At 71.3% G+C, this 21,832-nt stretch carries 18 protein-coding genes; 11 read left to right on the top strand and 7 right to left on the bottom strand.

Annotated features, from left to right (window positions below; all coding sequences use genetic code 11):
- Positions 1-85: 85 nt before the first annotated feature.
- The 3 genes from OG447_RS02265 (at position 86) to OG447_RS02275 (ending at position 4,883) form a co-directional block, all read left to right on the top strand.
- Entirely contained in the window at positions 86-1,489 is a 1,404-nt protein-coding gene (locus OG447_RS02265; protein ID WP_266934485.1) for an aspartate ammonia-lyase, read from the top strand.
- Positions 1,490-1,590: 101 nt separating this feature from the next.
- Positions 1,591-2,298, top strand: a complete 708-nt coding sequence (locus tag OG447_RS02270; RefSeq protein WP_266934487.1) for a DUF402 domain-containing protein — start codon at positions 1,591-1,593, stop codon at positions 2,296-2,298.
- A 257-nt stretch (positions 2,299-2,555) separates the two neighbouring features.
- Positions 2,556-4,883, top strand: a complete 2,328-nt coding sequence (locus OG447_RS02275; protein ID WP_266934488.1) for an ATP-binding SpoIIE family protein phosphatase — start codon at positions 2,556-2,558, stop codon at positions 4,881-4,883.
- Between the two features lie 121 nt (positions 4,884-5,004).
- Here OG447_RS02275 and OG447_RS02280 read toward each other — a convergent pair whose 3' ends face one another.
- Complete coding sequence (locus OG447_RS02280) at positions 5,005-7,299, bottom strand: transglycosylase domain-containing protein (RefSeq protein ID WP_266934489.1); 2,295 nt, start codon at positions 7,297-7,299, stop codon at positions 5,005-5,007.
- Positions 7,300-7,542: 243 nt separating this feature from the next.
- Here OG447_RS02280 and OG447_RS02285 point away from each other — a divergent pair, with 243 nt between their 5' ends.
- The 5 genes from OG447_RS02285 to OG447_RS02305 all read left to right on the top strand — a co-directional run bounded on the left by OG447_RS02285 (position 7,543) and on the right by OG447_RS02305 (position 12,428).
- The gene (locus OG447_RS02285; protein WP_266934490.1) at positions 7,543-8,451 is read left to right on the top strand and encodes an SPFH domain-containing protein; all 909 of its coding nucleotides are present in this window, start codon (positions 7,543-7,545) and stop codon (positions 8,449-8,451) included.
- Positions 8,448-8,681 (top strand): hypothetical protein, encoded by a 234-nt coding sequence (locus OG447_RS02290; protein WP_266934491.1) that lies wholly within the window; start codon positions 8,448-8,450, stop codon positions 8,679-8,681. The genes OG447_RS02285 and OG447_RS02290 overlap by 4 nt, the downstream gene beginning before the upstream one ends.
- Positions 8,682-8,860: 179 nt before the next feature.
- A complete protein-coding gene (locus OG447_RS02295) occupies positions 8,861-9,385 on the top strand; it encodes a PadR family transcriptional regulator (protein WP_266934492.1) in 525 nt (174 codons plus the stop codon).
- Positions 9,382-10,068: an ABC transporter ATP-binding protein gene (locus OG447_RS02300; RefSeq protein ID WP_266934493.1), complete on the top strand. Its 687-nt coding sequence runs from the start codon at positions 9,382-9,384 to the stop codon at positions 10,066-10,068. Before OG447_RS02295 ends, OG447_RS02300 begins: the two co-directional genes overlap by 4 nt.
- Positions 10,065-12,428, top strand: a complete 2,364-nt coding sequence (locus tag OG447_RS02305; protein ID WP_266934494.1) for an FtsX-like permease family protein — start codon at positions 10,065-10,067, stop codon at positions 12,426-12,428. The genes OG447_RS02300 and OG447_RS02305 overlap by 4 nt, the downstream gene beginning before the upstream one ends.
- Before the next feature lie 49 nt (positions 12,429-12,477).
- Here the strand turns inward: OG447_RS02305 and OG447_RS02310 are convergent, their stop codons facing one another.
- A complete protein-coding gene (locus OG447_RS02310) occupies positions 12,478-13,425 on the bottom strand; it encodes a hydrogen peroxide-inducible genes activator (protein ID WP_266934495.1) in 948 nt (315 codons plus the stop codon).
- Between the two features lie 145 nt (positions 13,426-13,570).
- Between OG447_RS02310 and OG447_RS02315 the strand changes: the two genes are divergently transcribed.
- Both OG447_RS02315 and OG447_RS02320 read left to right on the top strand, forming a co-directional pair.
- Positions 13,571-14,125 (top strand): peroxiredoxin, encoded by a 555-nt coding sequence (locus tag OG447_RS02315; protein ID WP_266934496.1) that lies wholly within the window; start codon positions 13,571-13,573, stop codon positions 14,123-14,125.
- A 3-nt stretch (positions 14,126-14,128) separates the two neighbouring features.
- The gene (locus OG447_RS02320) at positions 14,129-14,668 is read left to right on the top strand and encodes an alkyl hydroperoxide reductase (RefSeq protein WP_266934497.1); all 540 of its coding nucleotides are present in this window, start codon (positions 14,129-14,131) and stop codon (positions 14,666-14,668) included.
- A 60-nt stretch (positions 14,669-14,728) separates the two neighbouring features.
- On the opposite strand, the gene OG447_RS02325 is transcribed toward OG447_RS02320, so the two are convergent.
- From OG447_RS02325 to OG447_RS02345, 5 genes are all read right to left on the bottom strand, one after another.
- Complete coding sequence (locus OG447_RS02325; RefSeq protein WP_266934498.1) at positions 14,729-15,484, bottom strand: hypothetical protein; 756 nt, start codon at positions 15,482-15,484, stop codon at positions 14,729-14,731.
- 26 nt (positions 15,485-15,510) lie between these two features.
- Complete coding sequence (locus OG447_RS02330; protein ID WP_266934499.1) at positions 15,511-16,857, bottom strand: AI-2E family transporter; 1,347 nt, start codon at positions 16,855-16,857, stop codon at positions 15,511-15,513.
- A 122-nt stretch (positions 16,858-16,979) separates the two neighbouring features.
- Entirely contained in the window at positions 16,980-17,687 is a 708-nt protein-coding gene (locus OG447_RS02335) for a transglycosylase SLT domain-containing protein (RefSeq protein WP_266934500.1), read from the bottom strand.
- A 454-nt stretch (positions 17,688-18,141) separates the two neighbouring features.
- Positions 18,142-19,458: a PhoH family protein gene (locus OG447_RS02340; RefSeq protein ID WP_266934501.1), complete on the bottom strand. Its 1,317-nt coding sequence runs from the start codon at positions 19,456-19,458 to the stop codon at positions 18,142-18,144.
- A 345-nt stretch (positions 19,459-19,803) separates the two neighbouring features.
- The gene (locus tag OG447_RS02345) at positions 19,804-20,565 is read right to left on the bottom strand and encodes an isoprenyl transferase (RefSeq protein ID WP_266934502.1); all 762 of its coding nucleotides are present in this window, start codon (positions 20,563-20,565) and stop codon (positions 19,804-19,806) included.
- Between the two features lie 124 nt (positions 20,566-20,689).
- Here OG447_RS02345 and mgrA point away from each other — a divergent pair, with 124 nt between their 5' ends.
- Positions 20,690-21,727 (top strand): L-glyceraldehyde 3-phosphate reductase, encoded by a 1,038-nt coding sequence (gene mgrA, locus OG447_RS02350; protein WP_266934503.1) that lies wholly within the window; start codon positions 20,690-20,692, stop codon positions 21,725-21,727.
- Positions 21,728-21,832 lie beyond the last annotated feature (105 nt).

The following is a 21,832-nucleotide window of genomic DNA, read 5'->3' on the forward strand; positions in this document are numbered from 1 at the left end:
TTACCCACGGTATTTACTGGTCAGTAGGGGAGATGGGAACACTTCGAACAAGACAATTGCTCAACTTTCTGAGGAGGCCACGAACATGACAGAGAATCAGCAGGCCGACGCGTTCCGGATCGAGCACGACTCCATGGGTGACGTACGGGTCCCCGTGCACGCCAAATGGCGGGCCCAGACCCAGCGCGCGGTGGAGAACTTCCCCATCTCCGGGCAGCGCCTGGAGCGCGCCCACATCGGGGCCCTCGCCCGGATCAAGGCCGCGGCGGCCGCGGTGAACGCCCGGCTCGGCGTCGTGGACCAGGACATCGCCGACGCCATCCGGTCCGCAGCCACCGAGGTCGCGGACGGCCGCTGGGACGAGCACTTCCCCGTGGACGTCTTCCAGACCGGGTCCGGGACCTCCTCCAACATGAACGCCAACGAGGTGATCGCCACCCTGGCCACCGAGCGGCTGGGCCGGGAGGTCCACCCCAACGACCACGTCAACGCCTCGCAGAGCTCCAACGACGTGTTCCCGTCCTCCATCCACATCGCCGCCACCGCCGCCGTCACCGGCGAGCTGATCCCCGCCCTGGAGCACCTGGCCGCCGCGATGGAGCGCAAGGCCGCCGAGTTCGCGCAGGTCGTCAAGGCCGGCCGGACCCACCTGATGGACGCCACCCCGGTCACCCTGGGCCAGGAGTTCGGCGGGTACGCGGTCCAGATCCGCTACGGCGTCGAGCGGCTGCGCTCGGCGCTGCCGCGGCTCGCCGAACTCCCCCTCGGCGGCACCGCGGTGGGCACCGGGATCAACACACCTCCCGGGTTCTCCGCCGCCGTCATCGCGGAGGTGGCCGCCGCCACCGGCCTGCCGCTGACCGAGGCCCGCAACCACTTCGAGGCCCAGGGGGCGCGGGACGCGCTGGTGGAGACCTCGGGGATGCTCCGTACGGTCGCCGTCTCGCTCACGAAGGTCTCCAACGACCTGCGCTGGATGGCCTCGGGTCCGCGCACCGGATTGGCCGAAATCAATCTCCCGGACCTCCAGCCGGGCTCCTCGATCATGCCCGGGAAGGTCAATCCGGTCGTCCCGGAGGCCGTGCTGATGGTCTGTGCCCAGGTGATGGGGAACGACGCGGCGGTCACCGTGGCGGGCGCCTCGGGCAATTTCGAGCTGAACGTGATGCTCCCCGTGATGGCGAGGAATCTCCTCGAATCGATCCGGCTGCTCGGCAGCGCGAGCCGTCTGCTGGCGGACCGCACGGTCGACGGGATCACCGCCAATGTGGCGCGGGCCAGGGAGTACGCGGAGTCCTCGCCCTCCGTGGTGACCCCACTGAACCGCTACATCGGCTACGAGGAGGCCGCCAAGGTCGCCAAGAAGGCCCTCGCCGAGCGCAAGACGATCAGGGAGGTCGTCCTGGAGTCCGGCTACGTGGAACGCGGCGACCTGACCCTGGAGCAGCTGGACGAGGCCCTGGACGTCCTGCGCATGACGCACCCCTGACAGGCCCGCGGCGGGGGCCGGATCCGGTCGATTACCGTCCCCGTCCCCCTCCGTGACCTGCACCGCAGCGGTGGCGCGAGGCCCCGCCCTAAGATCTCCGCATGACAGGTACTTTCCGGCCCGGGGGCGGCGCGGCGCAGGACGGCGCGCGGGACGAGCGATGGGCGCCCGGTGAGCAGATCCTCTGGCGCTACCGCGACCACGCCCCGGGGCTGAAGGGCCAGGTGCACATCTGCCGCCCGGTGACCGTGGTGCAGGACACCGACGAGCTGCTCGCGGTGTGGATGGCTCCCGGCACCGAGTGCGTCAAGCCGGTGCTCGCCGACGGCACCTCCGTCCACGAGGAGCCGCTCGTCACCCGGTACACCGCGCCGCGGACCACCGTACGGTCGCGCTGGTTCGGCGGGGGCGTGCTGAAGCTGGCCCGGCCCGGGGAACCGTGGTCGGTGTGGCTGTTCTGGGGCAGCGGCTGGCAGTTCAAGAACTGGTACGTGAACCTGGAGGAGCCCCGCTCGCGCTGGTCGGGCGGCGTGGACTCCGAGGACCACTTCCTGGACATCGCCGTCTACCCGGACCGCAGCTGGAAGTGGCTGGACGAGGACGAGTTCGCCCAGGCGCAGCGCTCCGGCCTGATGGACGGTGAGCAGGCGCGACGGGTCCGGGCCGCCGGGCGCGCGGCCGTCGAGTCGATCACGCGGTGGGGGGCTCCGTTCTCCGACGGCTGGCAGGACTGGCGGCCGGATCCGGCCTGGGGAGTTCCGGTCCTGCCCGAGGACTGGGACCGGACCCCGGCGCATATGACCTCATGAGACCCTTGATGCGCCCCCGGGGTTCAAACGTAGGATCGTCCTCCGGAAGACCGCGTGCGCGATGCGGTGCGCTCGGGGTGAACATCCGTAAGTACCGTGCTGTACGCGGAACTTGACCGGAGGTCAACGCAGAGCGACAGGTAACGAGGGGGACGCGGAAACGCGGGGCGGTGGTGCCCCGGCCGCTGAGCGGGTATACCGCGACTGACCGAGTTGAGTGCAGCGCACATCGAGCGCAGACGGACGGAATTCCACGCGTGACGGAGTACCCCACCTCTCAGGAGGGCCCGCAGCCTGCCGCGGCCACCGCGGCACCGGTCCCGGGCGGTTCCGGCCTGCCCTTCGCCTCCGGCGCGGCGCACCGCGAACTCGGCCACGCCCCGGCCGGCGCAGCCGCCGCCTCCGCCGCGGGTACGGACGAGCCCGGCCACGGCAAGGCCCCCGTCCCGGCCGTCGAGGCCACCCGCCCGGAGATCCCGGCGGCCCGTACCCGCGGTGAGGACGGCGGCCCGCTCACCCCCGGCCCCGGTCCCGGCCCCCGGGACACCGCAGGGACGGGCGCGGCCGGCACCCCGGGTACCGGCGCCGCGCACGGCGAAGCCGGGGGCGACGCCGCCGGGCAGCGGGACCTGGAGGCCGCCCGCAGCGCCTCCGCCGCCGACCAGGCACCGCAGGCCCCGTACCCCGCCGAGCCCGCACGTGGTGCGCAGGACACCGGCGCCGGCGCCGGCGCCGCGCGCGATGCCGCCACCGGCCCGGGCAGCGTCCCGTACCCCGCCGAGCCGGCCCGCAGTGCGCAGAGCCGCGAGGGGGACCGGCTGCGCTTCGTCGGCGCCGCCACCCGGCGCATCGCCCGCGGCATCGACCTCGACGAGATCGTGCTCGGCCTGTGCCGGGCCACCGTGCCGACCTTCTCCGACGCGATCCTCGTCTACCTCCGCGATCCGCTCCCGGTCGGGGACGAACGGCCCGTGGGCCCCGTCGTCTTAAGGCTCCGGCGGACCGACCGGCTCCGGCCGATAGACGACCTGACCGACATCGGCAGCAGCAGCACCATCGGCGCGGGGATGGACCTCGCCGGGGCCGCGGGGGCCACCGGCGAGCTCGACTTCAGCCAGTTGCCGCTGGTCGGCCCGCAGGGCGACCTGCCCGCGGCCGAGCTGTGCGAGATCCGGACCGGCGGCGCGCTCGCCGAGGTGCTGCGCGGCGTCCGGCCCGTCTTCGGGTCCTCCGCCGCCGCCAAGGCCGCCCTGCCCGAGCTGCTGGGCCTGGACCACCCGCTGCCGCGCGGCAACCGGGCCGTCCTCGCGCCGCTGCGCGGCCGCCGCCGGGTGATCGGTGCCGCCGTCTTCCTGCGCAGCCCCGAGCGGCCCGCCTTCGAGCAGAACGACCTCCTGGTCGCCGCCCAGCTCGCCACCCACACGGCGCTCGGCATCGACAAGGCCGTGCTGTACGGCCGTGAGGCGTACATCGCCGACGAGCTCCAGCGCACCATGCTGCCCGACAGCCTGCCCCAGCCCACCGGGGTGCGGCTCGCCTCCCGCTACCTGCCCGCCGCCGAGACGGCGCGGGTGGGCGGCGACTGGTACGACGCCATACCTCTGCCCGGCAGCCGCGTCGCGCTCGTCGTCGGCGACGTCATGGGCCACTCCATGACCTCCGCCGCGATCATGGGGCAGCTGCGCACCACCGCGCAGACCCTGGCCCAGCTGGACCTGCCGCCGGCCGAGGTCCTGCACCACCTGGACGAGCAGGCCCAGCGCCTCGGCTCCGACCGGATGGCCACCTGCCTGTACGCGGTCTACGACCCCGTCTCGCACCGGATCACCATCGCCAACGCCGGCCACCCGCCGCCGGTGCTCCTGCACCTGGGCGGGCGCGCCGAGGTGCTGCGCGTACCGCCCGGCGCCCCCATCGGCGTGGGCGGCGTGGACTTCGAGGCGGTGGAGCTGGACGCGCCCGCCGGGGCCACCCTGCTGCTGTACACCGACGGCCTGGTGGAGTCGCGGCTGCGGGACGTGTGGACCGGCATCGAGCAGCTCCGCGAGCGGCTGGCCACCACCGCGCAGCTGACGGGCCTGGACCACCCGCCGCCGCTGGAGGCCCTGTGCGACGACGTGCTGGACATGCTCGGCCCGGGCGACCGGGACGACGACATCGCGCTGCTCGCGGCCCGGTTCGACGGCATCGCGCCCAGTGACGTCGCGTACTGGTTCCTGGACCCGGAGGAGACCGCTCCGGGCCGTGCCCGGCGGTTCGCCCGCCGCGCCCTGACGCGGTGGGGCCTGGAGGAGCTCCAGGACTCGCTGGAGCTCCTGGTCAGCGAGGTCGTCACCAATGCCGTCCGGTACGCGGAGCGGCCGGTGACCCTGCGCCTGCTCCGTACGGACGTGCTGCGCTGCGAGGTCGGCGACGACTCCCCGCAGCTGCCGCGCCAGCGCCGGGCCCGGGACACCGACGAGGGCGGCCGTGGCCTGTTCCTGGTCAACCGGATGGCCCGCCGCTGGGGTGCGACCCGGCTGAGCAGTGGAAAGGTGGTCTGGTTCGAGCTCGCGTTGCCGGGGGCGGCGCACGAGCGGCGCTGACCGGGCAGGCGATCCGCAGCGGCCCGGCCCTGCGCCCGGCGCCCGCCGGGCCGTGGACGAAGACGAGCGCCGCCCCGCAGCCTCGAAGGCTGCGGGGCGGCGCTCTGTCGGTCACCGCGGGTCAGCGGTCCTGCGGCTGCGGCTGCGACTGCGGGAACAGCGGCGGGTCCGGCGGCTTCGGGGTGTTCCTGCTCGGCGTCGTGGTCGGCGTCGTCGTGGGTGTCGACGTCGGCGACTTCGGCGGGCTGTTGGTCGGGTCCGGCGACTTGGTGTTGCTCTTCGTCGGGTCCGGGGTGTTCTGCGGCGCGCTGCTGCTGCTCGCCGGGGGGCTGGAGGACTGGCTCGGCGAGGGCGCGGTGGAGGCGCTGCGGGACGGCGCCACCGGGGTGCCCATCTCGGCCTCCGACAGGTCGAACTTGGCCGTGGTCCCGCCCTTGAGGACGGCCAGCGTGTACGCCTTCCAGATCTCCGCGGGGAAGCTGGAGCCGCCGGCCCGGCCGCCGCCGGCGGTGCCGGTCAGCGTGACCTGCTTGTGCGAGCCGGGCTCCTCGCCGAACATCGCGACGACGGTGACCAGTTCGGGCGTGTAGCCGGTGAACCAGCCCGCGACGTTGGACTCGGTGGTACCGGTCTTGCCTGCGGCCTGGTAGGCGCTGCTCTGGACCTTGCTGCCGGAGCCGTCGTTGACCACGCCCGTGAGCACCTTGGTCACCGTGTCGGCGGTCTCACGGGTGATGGCCTGGCTGCCGACGGCGGGGGCCGGGGCGTACTCGCGGTCCTTGTGCTCGGCGCTCTTGATGATGGTCGGGGTGACCTTCTTGCCGTGGTTGTCGAGCGTGGCGTAGACGGCGGCCATCTCCACGGTGTTGGCGCTCATCGTGCCCAGCGACATGGCCGGCTTGTCCTCGGGCCAGCCCTCGCGGTCCTTCATGCCGAGGGCGAGTGCCGTCTTCTTCACCGCCTGCGGCTTGACGTCCACGATCATCTGCGCGTAGACGGAGTTCACCGAGTAGTTGGTGGCCTCCTGGACGGTGATCTCCTTGCCGAAGTCCTTGTCGTCCTGGTTCTGCGGGTTGAACGGGATCTTGCTGCCGACCACCTGGCGCTTGCTGGTGCCGTCGTAGAGGGTGTTCGGGTTGATCTCCCTGCCGTCCTGGGTGGTCGCTCCGGTTTCCAGGGCGGAGGCGAGCACGACCGGCTTGAAGGTGGAGCCCGGCTGGTAGTCGGTGCGCAGCGCGTTGCTCGCTTCCTTCTCCACGAGGCCCTGGCCGCCGTACATGGCGACGATCGCGCCGGTCTTGGGGTCCACGGAGGTGGCGCCGGCCTGGACGCTCTGGTCCTGGGGGCGGTTCTTGGCGTCCTTGCGGTCGAGCTTGGACTCCAGCTCGTCCTGGACCGCCTTCTCCAGCGCGCCCTGCTTCTTCTTGTCGACGTTGAGCGTGATCTCCCAGCCGCCGGCCGCGATCTCGGCATCGGTGATGTTCTGCCGGTTCATCTCGTCGTTGGCGGCCTGGACCAGGTAGCCCTTCTGGCCGTCCATGCCCGGGGTGGGCTTGGGCTTGATGGGCTCCTGGAACTTCAGTTCCTTGCGCTTGGCGGCGTCCAGCTCGCCCATCTCGACCATGTTGTCGAGGACGGCGTTGAAGCGGATCATGACCAGCCGCTTGCCGTTCGGGCCCGCGGTCGCCCAGTCGTACTGGCTGGGGGCCTGGATGACGGCGGCCAGGTAGGCGCCCTGCTCCAGGGTCAGCTTGTCGGCGTCGATGCCGTAGTAGGCCTGGGCCGCGGCCTGGATCCCGTAGGCGTTGCGGCCGTAGAAGTTGGTGTTCAGGTACCCGGCGAGGATGTCGTCCTTCTCCATGCGCCGGTCGACCTTGAGGGAGATCACCAGCTCACGGACCTTGCGCGTCGCCGACTGGTCCTGCGTCAGGTAGTAGTTCTTGACGTACTGCTGGGTGATCGTCGAACCGCCGGCCTTGCCCTTGCCGGTGACCGTGTTGAACAGGCCGCGGGCCACGCCCATCAGGTCGATGCCGCGGTCCTCGTAGAAGGACTTGTTCTCGATGGCGATGAAGGCGGTCCGCACTTCCGGCGGGATCTTGTCGATCGGCAGGATCGAGCGGTTCGTCTCGCCGACGCGGGCCATGACCGAGCCGTCGGACCACTTGTAGGTGTTGCTCTGCTGCGTGGCCAGGCTGTTCGGGTCGGTGGGCTCGTCCACGGAGAAGTAGAGGATGACCGCCGCGGCCATGAGCACCAGGATCCCCCCGAGGAAGGTCCCCAGGATCGTCTTCCAGGTGAAGAACCGGCGTATGCCGCTGCGTTTGCCGCCGCTCCCCTCACCCTTGGTGCGTTCGGTCGGCGCCCGCCGCGCACCGCGCTGCTGCTGCGCCTTACGCGCTTCTGCTCGGCCCATCGCTCCCGCTCCGCTCGATAACCCCCCGACGTCAGCTCAGAAAGCTAACACCGCAGGCTGTGACAAAGGTTGGCCAACCATGGCCAATAACGGTCAATTCGGACGTGAGAATCAGCACCCGCGCCACTGGAACCGACGCACGACACGGCCTAAGGGTTGCCGATGCGCGCCCCTCATCGGGAAAAGTGATATCACTTTGCTAAGCGGTCCGACCGGCCGCGACTCAGGGAAACGGGGCAAACAATGACGAACTCGGTCACCACAGCGGACGGAATACGGGAGTTCCCCGCGCACAGCACGGGCGGCGGCCTCGCCCTGCTGCTCGGACTGGCGGGCATCGCGGCAGGGGCGGGCCTGGTCGTGGCCGGCGCGATGGCGGCGGGCGCCGTCCTCGTGACGGCCCTGATCGTGACCGGCTGCCTGCTGGCCATCGCGTCCTTCGTCGCGACGACGGGGCTCAACATGGTGGCGCCGGGCGAGGCCCGGGTGATCCAGCTGTTCGGCCGCTACCGGGGGACGCTGCGCGCGGACGGACTGCGCTGGGTCAACCCGCTGACCACCCGGGAGAAGATCTCCACCCGGGTCCGCAACCACGAGACGGCCGTCCTGAAGGTCAACGACGCGTACGGCAATCCGATCGAGCTGGCGGCGGTCGTGGTGTGGCGGGTCGAGGACACGGCGAGGGCCGTCTTCGCGGTCGAGGACTTCACCGAGTTCGTCGAGACCCAGACCGAGGCGGCGGTGCGGCACATCGCGATCGAGTACCCCTACGACGCGCACGAGGAGGGCGGCCTCTCCCTGCGCGGCAACGCCGAGGAGATCACCGAGAAGCTGGCCGTCGAACTGCACGCACGGGTGGAGGCGGCCGGGGTCCAGATCATCGAGTCCCGCTTCACGCACCTCGCGTACGCTCCGGAGATCGCCTCCGCGATGCTCCAGCGCCAGCAGGCCGGCGCGGTCGTCGCGGCCCGCAAGCTGATCGTGGAAGGAGCCGTGGGCATGGTCGAGCTGGCTCTGACCCGCCTGGCGGAGCAGGACATCGTGGACCTGGACCCGGAGCGCAAGGCCGCCATGGTCTCGAACCTGATGGTGGTCCTGTGCGGGGACCGCGCCGCCCAGCCGGTGCTCAACACGGGCACCCTCTACCAGTGACCCCGCCCGAGGAAGGTGGCCGGGCGGGCCGGCAGCCGCGCAAGCAGGTTCTGCTGCGGCTCGATCCGCTGGTGTACGACGCACTGGCCCGGTGGGCGGGCGAGGAGCTGCGCAGCGCGAACGCGCAGATCGAGTTCCTGCTCCGCCGGGCCCTCGCGGAGTCCGGCCGCCTCCCCTCCGGCCCCGGCCCGATCCCCCGCCGCGGCCGCCCCCCGAAGTCGGCCGACTGACCCGCCGCTGCTAGTGCTGTGGCCGCACTAGGCGAGTAAGGCTCCGCCCAAATCCAGCCCCGCCGGCCTTTGAGGCGCAGGGGTCCGGGGGCGGAGCCCCTGCCGGCGGCGCCGCACCCGCGCGCCCTATACGCGCCAGGTATACACCCGAGGTATACACGCGGTGTACAGTCCTCGGCATGTCCATCGGTCATACCTTGCTCGGCCTCCTCGAGGCCGGCCCGCGCCACGGCTACGACCTGAAGCGCGCCTTCGACGAGAAGTTCGGCCACGACCGCCCCCTGGCCTACGGACAGGTCTACTCGACCATGTCCCGGCTGCTGAAGAACGGCCTCGTCGAGGTCGACGGGATCGAGAGCGGCGGCGGTCCCGACCGCAAGCGGTACGCGATCACCGACGCGGGCATCACCGATGTCGAGGCCTGGCTCTCGCAGCCGGAGAAGCCCGAGCCGTACCTCCACTCGACCCTCTACACCAAGGTCGTCCTCGCCCTGCTCACCGGCCGCGGCGCGGCCGGGGTGCTGGACGCCCAGCGCGCCGAGCACCTGCGCCTGATGCGCATCCTGACCCAGCGCAAGCGCAAGGGCGACCTCGCCGACCAGCTCGTCTGCGACCACGCCCTCTTCCACCTCGAAGCGGACCTGCGCTGGCTCGAACTCACCGCCGCCCGCCTCGACCAGCTCGCGAAGGAGGTACGCCGATGACCCCGGCCGGCTCGCTGCTCGCCGCCGCGGACCTCCGCAAGGCGTACGGGACCACCCAGGCGCTCGACGGCGCCGAGTTCTCCGTCCACCCCGGCGAGGTCGTCGCCGTCATGGGCCCCTCCGGCTCGGGCAAGTCCACCCTGCTGCACTGCCTCGCCGGGATCGTCACCCCCGACTCCGGCTCCGTCACCTACGCCGGCCGCGAGCTGTCCGCCATGAACGACGCCCAGCGCAGCGCCCTGCGCCGCAGCGAGTTCGGCTTCGTCTTCCAGTTCGGCCAGCTCGTACCGGAGCTGACCTGCACGGAGAACGTCGCCCTCCCGCTCCGGCTCGCCGGCGTCAAGCGCACGGAGGCCGAGCGGACCGCGCTGCACTGGATGGAGAAGCTCCAGGTCGAGGACCTCGGCCGCAAGCGCCCCGGCGAGATATCCGGCGGCCAGGGCCAGCGCGTGGCCGTCGCCCGCGCCCTCGTCACCCAGCCCCGGGTGATCTTCGCCGACGAGCCCACCGGCGCCCTCGACTCCCTCAACGGCGAGCTGGTGATGCAGCTGCTCACCGAGACCGCCCGCTCCGCCAACGCCGCCGTCGTCCTCGTCACGCACGAGACGCGGGTGGCCGCGTACTCCGACCGCGAGATCGTCGTACGCGACGGCAGGTCCCGCGACATGGAGCGGATCGTATGAGCACGGTCTCGGTCTGGGCCCGCGACCTCGCCATGGGCGCCCGCTTCGCCTTCGGCGGCGGCCGCGAGGGCTGGACCCGCACCCTGCTCACCGGCGTGGGCGTCGGCCTCGGCGTCGCCCTGCTGCTGATCAGCACCGCGATCCCCGGCGCGTTCACCGCCCGCGGCGAGCGCGGCGACGCCCGCTCCACCCTGGGCGCGCCGACCGCCGAGCAGCCGGGCCGCGACACCCTGCTCGTCACACGCGTCGGCCAGACGTACCACGGCCAGGACATCGGCGGCCTCATCGTGTACGCCGAGGGGCCGGACGCCCCCGTCCCCCCGGGCCTCACAAGGATCCCGGGCCCCGGCGAGATGGCCGTCTCCCCCGCCCTGGACGAGCTGATGAAGTCCTCCGAGGGCAAGCTGCTGCGCGCACGCTTCGACGGCAAGATCACCGAGGTCATCGGCGACGCCGGTCTGACCGGCCCCGGCGAACTCCTCCTCTACCTGGGCAACGACCAGCTCCCCTCGGCCATGGACGTCAAGGGCAGCCTCCGCGCCGACCGCATCACGGGCTTCGCCGACCCCGTGGACGAGCAGCCGCTCGACCCGGTGCTGATGCTCCTGGTCGTCCTGACCTTCGTCGCCCTCCTCATGCCGGTCGCCGTGTTCATCGCCGCCGCCGTCCGCTTCGGCGGGGAGCGGCGCGACCGGCGGCTCGCCGCGCTGCGGCTGGTCGGCGCCGACGGCCGCATGGTCCGCCGGATCGCGGCCGGCGAGGCGCTGGCCGGATCCCTGGTCGGGCTGGGGCTCGGCGTCGGGTTCTTCCTGATCGGCCGCCAACTGGTCGGCGGGATCAGCCTCCAGCAGCGCAGCGTCTTCCCCGCCGACCTGGACCCCGCACCGTGGCTGGCCGTCCTGGTCGCCGCCGCCGTGCCCGCGGCGGCCGTCGCCGTGACCCTGTTCGCGCTGCGCGGGGTCGTCATCGAGCCGCTGGGCGTCGTCCGTACCTCCGCGCCGGCCAGGCGCCGCATCTGGTGGCGGCTGCTGCTGCCGCTCTGCGGAGTCGCCCTGCTCACCCCGCTGATGGGCCGCGGCACGGAGCACGGCCAGTTCAACCAGTGGCAGGTCAGCGCCGGCGTGGTGCTCCTGCTGGTCGGGATCACCGCCCTGCTGCCCTGGCTGCTGGAACGGTTCGTCGGCCGGATGTCCGGCGGTCCGGTGTCCTGGCAGCTGGCCGTACGCCGCCTCCAGGTGAGCAGCGGAACAGCAGCCCGTCTGGTCAACGGCATCGCGGTGGCGGTCGCCGGGGCCATCGCCCTGCAGATGCTGTTCGCGGGCGTCGAGGGCGACTACGCCACGGAGACCGGACAGGACCCCTCGCGGGCCGCCGTCTCGGTCCTCCTGCGCAGCGGGACCGAGGCCAAGGTCGACTCCCTCGCCGAGCAGATCTCCCGTACCGAGGGCGTCGTCCAGGCCGTCCCGCTGATCAGCGTCCCCGCCGCACACCAGGTCCCCGCGGGAGAGGAGCGGATCTCGGTGACCGTCGGCACCTGCGCGGCGCTCGCAGAGGTCGCGGTGCTCGACTCCTGCCGGGACGGCGACGCCTTCGTGCTGACCGGCGCCCCCCTGGGCACCACCGGCGGGTACGGGGACACGGCCCGGCCCGGAGACCGGCTCTTCGCCGGGAACATCAACGACCTCGCCGGCAACGAGGTCGTCATGGGCAAGGCCGTCCCGTGGACCCTCCCGGCCGGCGCCCGGACCGTCGCCAGCCGCGAGGACCCGACGGGCCAGCTGCGCACCGGGCTGCTGGTCACCCCGGCCGCCGCCCCGAAGGAGGTGGGCTTCCACCAGAACGCGCAGATCTTCGTCCAGTTCGACGACGCGGTGCCGGACGCCCTGGAACGGGTCCGCACGGCGACCTTCAGGGCGGACCCCTTCGCCACCGCGATGACACTGAAGGCGACGGAGCAGGCGGCCGGTTACTCCACGATCCGGACCGGGCTGTTCTTCGGCGCGACCGGCGTGCTGATCCTGATCGGCTCCAGCCTGCTCGTCTCCCAGCTGGAGCAGCTGCGCGAACGCAAGAAGCTGCTCTCGGCCCTGGTCGCCTTCGGCACCAAGCGCTCCACGCTGAGCCTGTCGGTGCTGTGGCAGACCGCCCTGCCGATCGGGCTGGGCCTGGGCCTGGCGGCCGGCGTGGGCGTCGGGCTCGGCTCGGTCCTGATGCGGATGGCCGGCCGTCCCGTCCGGGTCGACTGGCCCTCGGTCCTGGCGATGACCGGGGTCGGCGCGGGCGTGGTCATCCTGGTGACCGTCCTCAGCCTGCCCGTACTGCTGCGCCTGATGCGCCCGGACGGCCTGCGGACGGAGTGACCCCCGCTCCCCCGCGGGCGGCTGCGCCCGCTCCCGCGGCCCTGCCGGCTCAGTCGGTGGGCCACACCGGGAGCGGGCGTACCGCTTCGCGCAGGGCGGCGGCGATCGCCCGGAACTCCTCCTGCCGGGCCGTCCCGGTGCGCATGGCCAGCGCGATCCGCCGCGAGGGGGCGGGCTCGGCGAAGTACCCGGTGGCCAGGTGCTCGTTGCGGGCGGTCTCCAGCCGCAGCGCGGTGCGCGGCAACAACGTCACGCCAAGTCCCCCTGCGACCAGTTGTACGAGGGTGGACAGCCCGGCGGCGGTGGTCGTGACGTCCGCCCCGGTGGTGCGGCCCGCCTCGCGGCAGATGTCCAGGGCCTGGTCGCGCAGGCAGTGGCCCTCGTCCAGCAGCAGCAGCTGCAGTCCCCGCAGTTCCTCCAGCGGCACGTCCCGGCGGCCGGCCAGCGGGTGCTCCCGGGGCGCCAGCAGGACGAAGTCCTCGTCGAAGACGGGCAGTTCGATGATCCCGGGCACCCCGAGCGGCACGGCCAGCAGCAGCAGGTCGAGGCGGCCGGCCGCCAGCCCCTCCAGCAGCGAGGCCGTCTGCTCCTCGTGCACCTGGAGGTCCATCCCGGGGAAGCGCCGGTGGAACAGCCCCAGCACGGTCGGCAGCAGGTACGGCGCCACCGTGGGGATCACCCCCAACCGCAGTATCCCGGTGAAGGGGGCCCGTACGGCCTCGGCCTCCTCCAGGAGCCCGCCCATGGCGTCGAGCACCACCCGCGTCCGGGCGGCGATGCGCTCGCCCGCCGGGGAGAGCAGCACCTTGCGGGTGGTCCGCTCCAGCAACTGCACCCCGAGGGCGTCCTCCAGCGCGGAGACGGCCCCGGACAGGGCCGGCTGGCTCATGCCGATGGCCGCGGCGGCGTCCCGGAAGTGCAGGTGCTCGGCGACCGCCGCGAAGGCGCGCAACTGCGCGAACGTCGCCTGCTTCGGTCCCCTACTACTGACAGCCACTGATAGGTACCTCCGATCACCCGGCACAAGAGTAGCTATTTCTGTAATCAATGCGGCTGTGCCAGCATGTGAGATCCGTCCAACCCCCTTGGAAAGCCGCAATCGCCCCAAAAGGGCTGCGTCTTCCTGTCCGCAAGGAGAGCACGTGCTCACTGTCGGTGACAAGTTCCCCACCTACGATCTGACCGCCTGCGTCTCGCTCGAGGCCGGCAGCGAGTTCGCCCAGATCGACCACAAGACCTATGAGGGCAAGTGGCGCGTGGTGTTCTTCTGGCCGAAGGACTTCACCTTCGTCTGCCCGACCGAGATCGCCGCGTTCGGCAAGCTGAACGAGGAGTTCCTGGACCGCGACGCCCAGGTCCTCGGCGTCTCCGGCGACTCCGAGTTCGTCCACCACGCCTGGCGCAAGGACCACGCCGACCTGCGTGACCTGCCCTTCCCGATGCTGGCCGACTCCAAGCACGAGCTCATGCAGGCCTGTGGCGTGCAGGGCGAGGACGGCTTCGCGCAGCGCGCCGTCTTCATCGTCGACCAGAACAACGAGATCCAGTTCTCCATGGTGACCGCCGGCTCCGTCGGCCGTAACCCCAAGGAGGTCCTGCGGGTCCTCGACGCCCTGCAGACCGACGAGCTGTGCCCCTGCAACTGGACCAAGGGCGAGACCACCCTCGACGCCGGCGCGCTGCTGGCCGGTGAGTGACGGATGTCCCTCGACTCCCTGAAGTCCGCCATACCGGACTTCGCCAAGGACCTGAAGCTGAACCTCGGCTCGGTCGTCGGCAACCAGGACACCCTCTCGCAGCAGCAGCTGTGGGGCACCGTCCTGTCCTGCGCGATCGCCGCCCGCTCCCCGCGCGTCCTGCGTGAGCTGGAGCCGGAGGCGAAGGCGAACCTCTCCCCGGAGGCGTACACCGCCGCCAAGTCCGCCGCGGCGGTCATGGCGATGAACAACGTCTTCTACCGCACGCGGCACCTGCTCTCCGACCCGGAGTACGGGACCCTGCGCGCGGGCCTGCGGATGAACGTCATCGGCAACCCGGGTGTGGAGAAGGTCGACTTCGAGCTGTGGTCGCTCGCGGTCTCCGCGATCAACGGCTGCGGCCAGTGCCTGGACTCGCACGAGCAGGTCCTGCGCAAGGCCGGCGTCGGCCGCGAGGCCGTCCAGGAGGCCTTCAAGATCGCCTCGGTCATCCAGGCCGTCGCGGTCACCCTGGACGCGGAGGCGGCGCTCGCCGCCGAGTGACACCGCACGGTACGACGCAGGGGCCCCGCGGCCGGGAACGGCCGCGGGGCCCCTGCGCGTTCACTTCTCCAGCGCCGCCATCATGACCCGCATGTCCTTGACGATCGCCGCCTTCAGCGTCCCCCGGTCGGGCCGGGGCCGCACCGGCACCTGCGCCTCGCCGTCCTGGGCCTCGGGGGGCTGGGCGTCCGGTTCCCGTTCGCCGAGGAAGACCACCTGCAGGACGAACACCGCGCCGCCGTCGCGGACCCGCAGCCGCAGGTCCCGGTCGGTGTCGGCGCCGGCTTCGGCGTCGGCTCCGGGGCCGCTGATCAGGGCCTGCTCTCCGATGCCGGGCACCGGCTCCCAGACGCTGGCCTCGTCGGAGTACGCCCGCTCGTACTTGCTGCCGACCTCGAACTCGGCCGCCGGGTCGGTCTTCTTGTGCAGTTCGAACTCGGCCTGGACGAAGTACGCGTCCTCGCCGGCCGGGGTGGAGCCGGACCGGCTGCACATCGCCCAGTCCATCGCCGGGTGCCGGCCCTCCATGTGCGGGTCGGCGGTGTCGGAGAGCCCGCCGAGGGCCTCGCCCAGGGCCGGCAGCTTCACCTGCTCGCACAGGTTGTCGGTGGCCCGGTGGCGCAGCCCGGGCGCCGCCAGGCGGTCCCCGTAGAAGTGGAGGCCGCCCGCCCACACGGCGGAGGTGGCCACGGCCGTCGCCACGACCCACCGCCACGGCCGGCCCGGTCCCCGCTCACGCGGCGGGCCGGCGCCCTGTGCCACCTCGGCCGGCCGCCCCGGCTCCCACTGCTCCTCCAGCTCGGGCTCGCTGATCATCCCCCGCCCCCTCTTCCGCCGGTCCGCTAAGTCCTGGGCCCCGTCTGGCCGTCCAGCGCCAGGTCCACGGCCGTGGCCCCGTGCGGGCCCGGACCGATCGCTCCGGCGCCCAAGTGGTGCTGCTCGCGCGAGTACGCCTTCAGGTAGCCCACCGCGGTGTTGGTGACGGCGACCAGCGGTACGGCGACCACCGCGCCGCCGATGCCCGCGACCATGCCGCCGGCCGCCACCGCGAGCACCACCGCGAGCGGGTGCACCCGTACTGCCCGGCCCAGGATGAAGGGCTGGAGCACGTGACCCTCGATCTGCTGCACGGCCAGGACCACCAGCAGGACCATCAGGGCGCTGAACACGCCCTGGGTCACCAGCGCCACGACCACGGCCAGCGCCCCGGAGACCACCGCGCCGACCAGCGGGATGAAGGCGAACAGGAAGATGAACACGGCCAGCGGCACGGCCATCGGCACGTCCAGGATGTAGATGCCGAGGCCGATGAAGATGGCGTCGATGAGCGCGACGAGGACGGTGCCCCGTACGTACGCGGTCAGCGTGCGCCAGGCGCGCGGACCGGCCCCCGAGACACCGGGCCGGGCGGCGGCCGGGACGAGGCCGAGCGTCCAGTTCCAGATGCGCTTGCCGTCGTAGAGCAGGAAGAGCGTCGAGAACATCGCGAGCAGGATGCCCGTCAGGACCTCGACCAGCACCGTCACGCCCTGCAGGCCGGCGGAGGTGATCTGCTCGGTGTTGGTGCCGATGGTCTCGCTGAGGTTCTTCGCGATGTCGTTGATCTGCTTCTCGGTCACGTGGAACGGACTGTCCAGTGCCCAGAGCTTGAGTTCGTTGATGCCGTCGCGGACCCGGTCGGAGAGGTCGTCGAGGTTCTCCATGACCTGCCAGACCACGAACCAGCCGACGAGTCCGATGACCACGAAGCCGAGGATCGCGGTGACGGCCGTGGCCAGTCCGCGCGGCAGGCCGAGGCGGCGCAGCCGGACCACGAAGGGCTGGAGCAGCGCGGTGACCAGCATCGCGGCGGCGAAGGCGAGGACGACCAGGCGGACCTCGCTGATCACCTTCATCAGCACCCAGAGCATCCCGGCGAGGAGCAGCAGCCGCCAGCTGGCCTCGGCCGCGACCCGCATGCCCCACGGGACCACGCTCACCGGGTCGGGGCGCTCGGGGAGGAGCGGCCCGTGAACGGGGGCCACCGCGGGGGCCGGCTCGACGACGGCCGGTTCCGGGGCGGACGCGGCCGGGCGCGGCAGATCACCGGTGCTCTCGGCCTCGACTTCGGCGCGCCGCTCGTTGAGGCGGGCCTCCATCTTGTGGAGCCTGCTCCCGAGCCGGCCGAGCCAGCCTGCCCTCTTCGCCATGTCGTTCCTTTCCCCCCGCCCGGTATGCGATCACACCCCGAAGACCGTACACGCGAGGAGCCCCGCACCGTAGGACGGTGCGGGGCTCCTCGAGGTTGAACGACCGCGGCTGTCGAGTGTGTCTAGTACCAGTTGTTGGCCTGGTGGAAGCTCCAGGCTCCGCACGGGCTGCCGTAGCGCTCGTTCATGTAGTTCAGACCCCACTTGATCTGCGTGGCGGGGTTGGTGCGCCAGTCGTCACCGGCCGAGGCCATCTTCGAGCCCGGCAGTGCCTGCACCAGGCCGTAGGCGCCCGAGGACGAGTTCACGGCCTTGTAGTTCCAGGTGGATTCCTGGTTGATGATCTTCGAGAAGCACTGGAACTGGTCGGCCGGGACCATCTGCTGGGCGATGGCCTTGACCTGCGCGACCGTGTACGAGCTCTGGGGGGCGAAGTCACCGGCGTCGCGGGCGGCGGAGCGGCTGGCGGCCTGCTCCTTCTCCTCGCGTTCCTGCTTCAGCTTGGCGTCGGCCTCGGCCTTCTTGGTGGCCTCCGCCTTCTCCGCTTCCGCCTTCTTCGACTTGGCGGTCTCGGCGGCCTGGAGGCGGGCGTTCTCCTCGGCCGAACGCTTGGCGTCGGCGTCGGCGGCGTACGCGATCGTGTCGGCCTGCTGCGTCAGGACCGCGGCCTGGTCACCGACCGGGATGTCAGCGAGGAGAGTCGCGCCGGACGCGGTCGTCTCAAGATCGTTCGAAGAGGCGTCGCCAGTGGCAACGCCGACGACTGCGCCAACGGTGGTGACCGCGGTGGCCGAAGCCACTGCGAACCCCCGGACCGAGATCCGGCTCACACGGTGTCCTTCCAGCAGCGTCCGCAAGTGACCGCGCGGGCGCAAGAGTGCCCCTCGACACTGGCCTCCGTGGTGGTGCGGTCACTGGAGGCGCGGGCCCGTGGGCAACTCCCTTGCGGGGGCTGCCGCGTGATGCTCCGGGCGGCATACGGCTGATGGCTGTGGAGTTGTGGTGCTGCGCGTATCTCAACGGGAGATACAGGTGTGCCGTATGCGGGGCCTGACGGAAAACAGACTCTGCCGGACCTCGACGCCGCAAGGCAATTCTCTGTTGCGTGGGAAAGGTCACACCTGGCATGCCGCTGTCGGTTTCGCCAAAGACCTGTGCAGCACGACGCCGCCCGGCTAGGCTCCTGGGCCTTTGCCGGGCGGCGTCAACTCGTCCTGCCGCTATGAGGTTTTTGACCCTTTCGATCCGTCAGTGTTCGCCGATGTGCGTCGGTGTGGGTCGGTGTCACATGTTTTCGAGCATCTCCGTGACCAGAGCGGCGATCGGGGAGCGCTCGGAGCGGTTCAGCGTGACGTGGGCGAAAAGCGGATGCCCCTTCAGTTTCTCGACCACGGCGACGACTCCGTCGTAACGACCGACCCGCAGGTTGTCCCGCTGGGCGACGTCGTGGGTCAGAACGACCCGCGAATTGGCGCCGATACGGGACAGAACGGTCAGCAGGACATTGCGCTCCAGGGACTGCGCCTCGTCCACGATCACGAAGGCGTCGTGCAGCGAGCGGCCCCGGATGTGCGTGAGCGGCAGGACCTCCAGCATCCCGCGGTTCAGCACCTCCTCGATGACCTCGCGCCCCGCCACCGAGGAGAGCGTGTCGAAGACCGCCTGCGCCCAGGGGCTCATCTTCTCGCCCTGGTCCCCGGGCAGGTAGCCGAGCTCCTGCCCGCCCACCGCGTACAGCGGCCGGAAGACCATCACCTTCTGGTGCTGCCTGCGCTCCAGCACCGCCTCCAGCCCCGCGCACAGGGCCAGCGCCGACTTGCCGGTACCTGCCCGGCCGCCCATGGAGATGATCCCGATCTCCGGGTCGAGGAGCAGGTCGAGCGCGATGCGCTGCTCGGCGCTGCGGCCGTGCAGCCCGAAGGCCTCGCGGTCGCCCCGTACGAGCTTCACGTTGCCGTCCGCGGTGACCCGGCCCAGCGCCTTGCCGCGCTCGGACTGGAGGACCAGTCCGGTGTGCACGGGCAGTTCGGCGGCCTCCGGGACGTAGAGCCGCTCCTCCGAGTAGAGGAGGTCCACCTGTTCCCCGGAGAGGGAGAGCTCGCTCATGCCCGTCCAGCCGGCATCGGTGATCGCGAGTTCTGCTCGGTACTCCTCGGCGATCAGCCCCACGGAGGAGGCCTTGATGCGCAGTGGGAGATCCTTCGAGACGACCGTGACGTCGTAGCCCTCGGCCTGGAGATTGCGGGCGACGGCGAGGATCCGCGAGTCGTTGTCCCCCAGTCGGAAGCCGGCGGGCAGGACACCCGGGTCGGAGTGGTTGAGCTCGACACGCAGGGTGCCACCCAGATCGCCCAGCGGGATGGGGGCGTCGAGACGACCGTTGCGAACCCGGAAGTCGTCGAGCAGGCGCAGGGCCTGGCGCGCGAAGTAGCCGAGTTCGGGATGGTGCCTCTTTGCCTCCAGCTCGGTGATCACCACGATCGGGAGCACGACCTCGTGCTCGTCGAAGCGGGTGATCGCGTTGGGGTCTGCCAGCAGGACGCTGGTGTCGAGGACGTAGGTCCGCCTGTCGGGCAGGCGGCTCTTAGTGCTGGTCACCACGGAAGGACGTACCCCCTCGGAAGAGGTCGGGCCATGAAGACCGGACCGGTCATCGGCACCCATGCCAGGGCCGATTTCCGGCCCTCCACTCCGTCCGTGCGAACCGCACGTGCGTCCTGGTGCAAAGGGCCTCCCGGGCGGACGACCCCATGCCGTCCGCTGAGACTCGACACCCGTGGATCGGGCGTCGACCTGCAAGGGATATTCCCCGAACAGGCCAGGCCATGCCATGGCATATGACGGACGCTCGGTGAATCCCTGGTGAAGGCTTTCGGGGGGCGGGCGCGGCGCGGACCCGGGGAGGGTGCGGGGGTGGTACCGAGGGGGCGTCAGGCGCCCCCCGAATCAGCTCCCGTACCGCCGGTGGCGCGCGGCGTAGTCGCGCAGGGCCCGCAGGAAGTCGACCTTCCGGAAGGCCGGCCAGAAGACCTCGCAGAAGTAGTACTCGGAGTGCGCGCTCTGCCACAGCATGAATCCGGACAGCCGCTGCTCGCCGCTGGTGCGGATCACGAGGTCCGGGTCGGGCTGACCGCGCGTGTAGAGGTGCTCCGCGATGTGGTCGATGTCCAGGATCTCGGCGAGCTCCTCGAAGGAGGTGCCCTTCTCCGCGTGCTCCAGGAGCAGGGAGCGGACCGCGTCGGCGATCTCCTGGCGGCCGCCGTAGCCGACGGCGACGTTGACGAGTATTCCCTCGACGTCGTGGGTGGCCTGCTCCGCCTCCTTCAGCACGTTCTGCGTCCGGGCGGGCAGGATGTCGAGGTTGCCGACGTGGTGGACGCGCCAGCGGCCGTCCGCGGCGAGGCCCCGCACGGTGTTCTCGATGATGTTGAGCAGCGGGCGGAGCTCGACCTCCGGCCGGTCCAGATTGTCCGTGGACAGCATCCACAGGGTGACGACCTCGACGTCCGTCTCGGTGCACCAGCCCAGCATCTCGGAGATCTTGTCGGCGCCGGCCTGGTGGCCCTGCTCCGTCGTACCTCCGGAAGCCTTCGCCCAGCGCCTGTTCCCGTCCAGGATGACGCCGATGTGCTTGGGCGCCGCGTCATGGTCGAGGCGGCCTTCCACCCGGCGTGCGTACAGCCTGTACACCAGGTCGCGCAGCTTCACGATCTTCCAGCCCCTCCGTGCAATGCCCCCGTGCGATTGCGGACCCCCGAGTGCGCCACATTACTGCGCAGCGGGAGGCCCTACCCAACTCGGTCTGTCACAACTCCGTGATAGGCAGGACAACGTGACTGATACCAATCCCTATCGGGCAGAGCCCTCGCGCTACGACTCCATGCCCTACCGGCGCACCGGCCACAGCGGCCTCAAGCTCCCGGCCGTCTCCCTCGGCCTGTGGCACAACTTCGGCGACGACAAGGCCCTGGAGCCGCAGCGGGCCATCCTGCGCCGGGCCTTCGACCTCGGCGTCACCCACTTCGACCTGGCCAACAACTACGGGCCGCCGCCCGGCTCGGCCGAGCTCAACTTCGGCAAGATCTTCGCCCAGGACTTCGCCTCCCACCGCGAGGAGCTGGTCCTGTCCACCAAGGCCGGGTACCTGATGCACGCCGGGCCGTACGGCGAGTGGGGCAGCCGCAAGTACCTGCTCGGCTCGCTCGACGCCTCGCTGAAGCGGATGGGCGTGGACTACGTCGACATCTTCTACTCGCACCGCTTCGACCCGGAGACCCCGCTGGAGGAGACCATGGGCGCCCTCGCGTCCGCGGTCCAGCAGGGCAAGGCGCTGTACGTCGGCGTCTCCTCGTACACGGCGGAGCAGACCGCCGAGGCGGCGCGGATCCTGCGCGAGATGGGGGTGCGGCCGCTGATCCACCAGCCCTCCTACTCCATGATCAACCGCTGGACGGAGGAGGACGGGCTGCTGGACACCCTGGAGGAGAACGGCATGGGCTGCATCTCCTTCGCGCCGCTCGCGCAGGGGCTGCTGACCGGCAAGTACCTCAAGGGCATCCCGGAAGGCTCGCGGGCCGCCCAGGGCAAGTCCCTCAACCCCGACCTGCTGTCGGACGACGTGCTCCGCCGGCTGACGGGGCTGAACGAGATCGCCGCGCGGCGCGGGCAGTCGCTGGCGCAGCTGGCGCTGAAGTGGGTGCTGCGCGACGAGCGGATGACTTCGGCCCTGATCGGCGCGTCGAGCGTGAAGCAGCTGGAGGAGAACGTGGCCGCGCTGGCCGGTGCGCCGCTGTCGGAGCAGGAGCTGAAGGAGATCGATTCCTTCGCCGTCTCCACCCCCGGCACCAACATCTGGGCCCAGCGCGGCTGACCTGCGCTGATGCGGCGCCCGCCGTCGGGAGCCGGGAGAAACAAAAAACGGGCCGGTCCGTGGGGGGGATACGGACCGGCCCGAGGGGGGGGTTCCACCATAACC

The sequence above is a fragment of the Streptomyces sp. NBC_01408 genome, from assembly GCF_026340255.1.
Lineage (GTDB): Bacteria > Actinomycetota > Actinomycetes > Streptomycetales > Streptomycetaceae > Streptomyces.

Bases quoted from the DNA above. Each gene is read 5' to 3' on its own strand.
- OG447_RS02325 (WP_266934498.1), bottom strand. From the start codon at position 15,484: ATGATCAGCGAGCCCGAGCTGGAGGAGCAGTGGGAGCCGGGGCGGCCG.
- OG447_RS02300 (WP_266934493.1), top strand. From the start codon at position 9,382: ATGACCCCGGCCGGCTCGCTGCTCGCCGCCGCGGACCTCCGCAAGGCG.
- OG447_RS02280 (WP_266934489.1), bottom strand. From the start codon at position 7,299: ATGGGCCGAGCAGAAGCGCGTAAGGCGCAGCAGCAGCGCGGTGCGCGG.
- OG447_RS02265 (WP_266934485.1), top strand. From the start codon at position 86: ATGACAGAGAATCAGCAGGCCGACGCGTTCCGGATCGAGCACGACTCC.
- OG447_RS02330 (WP_266934499.1), bottom strand. From the start codon at position 16,857: ATGGCGAAGAGGGCAGGCTGGCTCGGCCGGCTCGGGAGCAGGCTCCAC.
- OG447_RS02295 (WP_266934492.1), top strand. From the start codon at position 8,861: ATGTCCATCGGTCATACCTTGCTCGGCCTCCTCGAGGCCGGCCCGCGC.
- OG447_RS02320 (WP_266934497.1), top strand. From the start codon at position 14,129: ATGTCCCTCGACTCCCTGAAGTCCGCCATACCGGACTTCGCCAAGGAC.
- OG447_RS02305 (WP_266934494.1), top strand. From the start codon at position 10,065: ATGAGCACGGTCTCGGTCTGGGCCCGCGACCTCGCCATGGGCGCCCGC.
- OG447_RS02285 (WP_266934490.1), top strand. From the start codon at position 7,543: ATGACGAACTCGGTCACCACAGCGGACGGAATACGGGAGTTCCCCGCG.
- OG447_RS02270 (WP_266934487.1), top strand. From the start codon at position 1,591: ATGACAGGTACTTTCCGGCCCGGGGGCGGCGCGGCGCAGGACGGCGCG.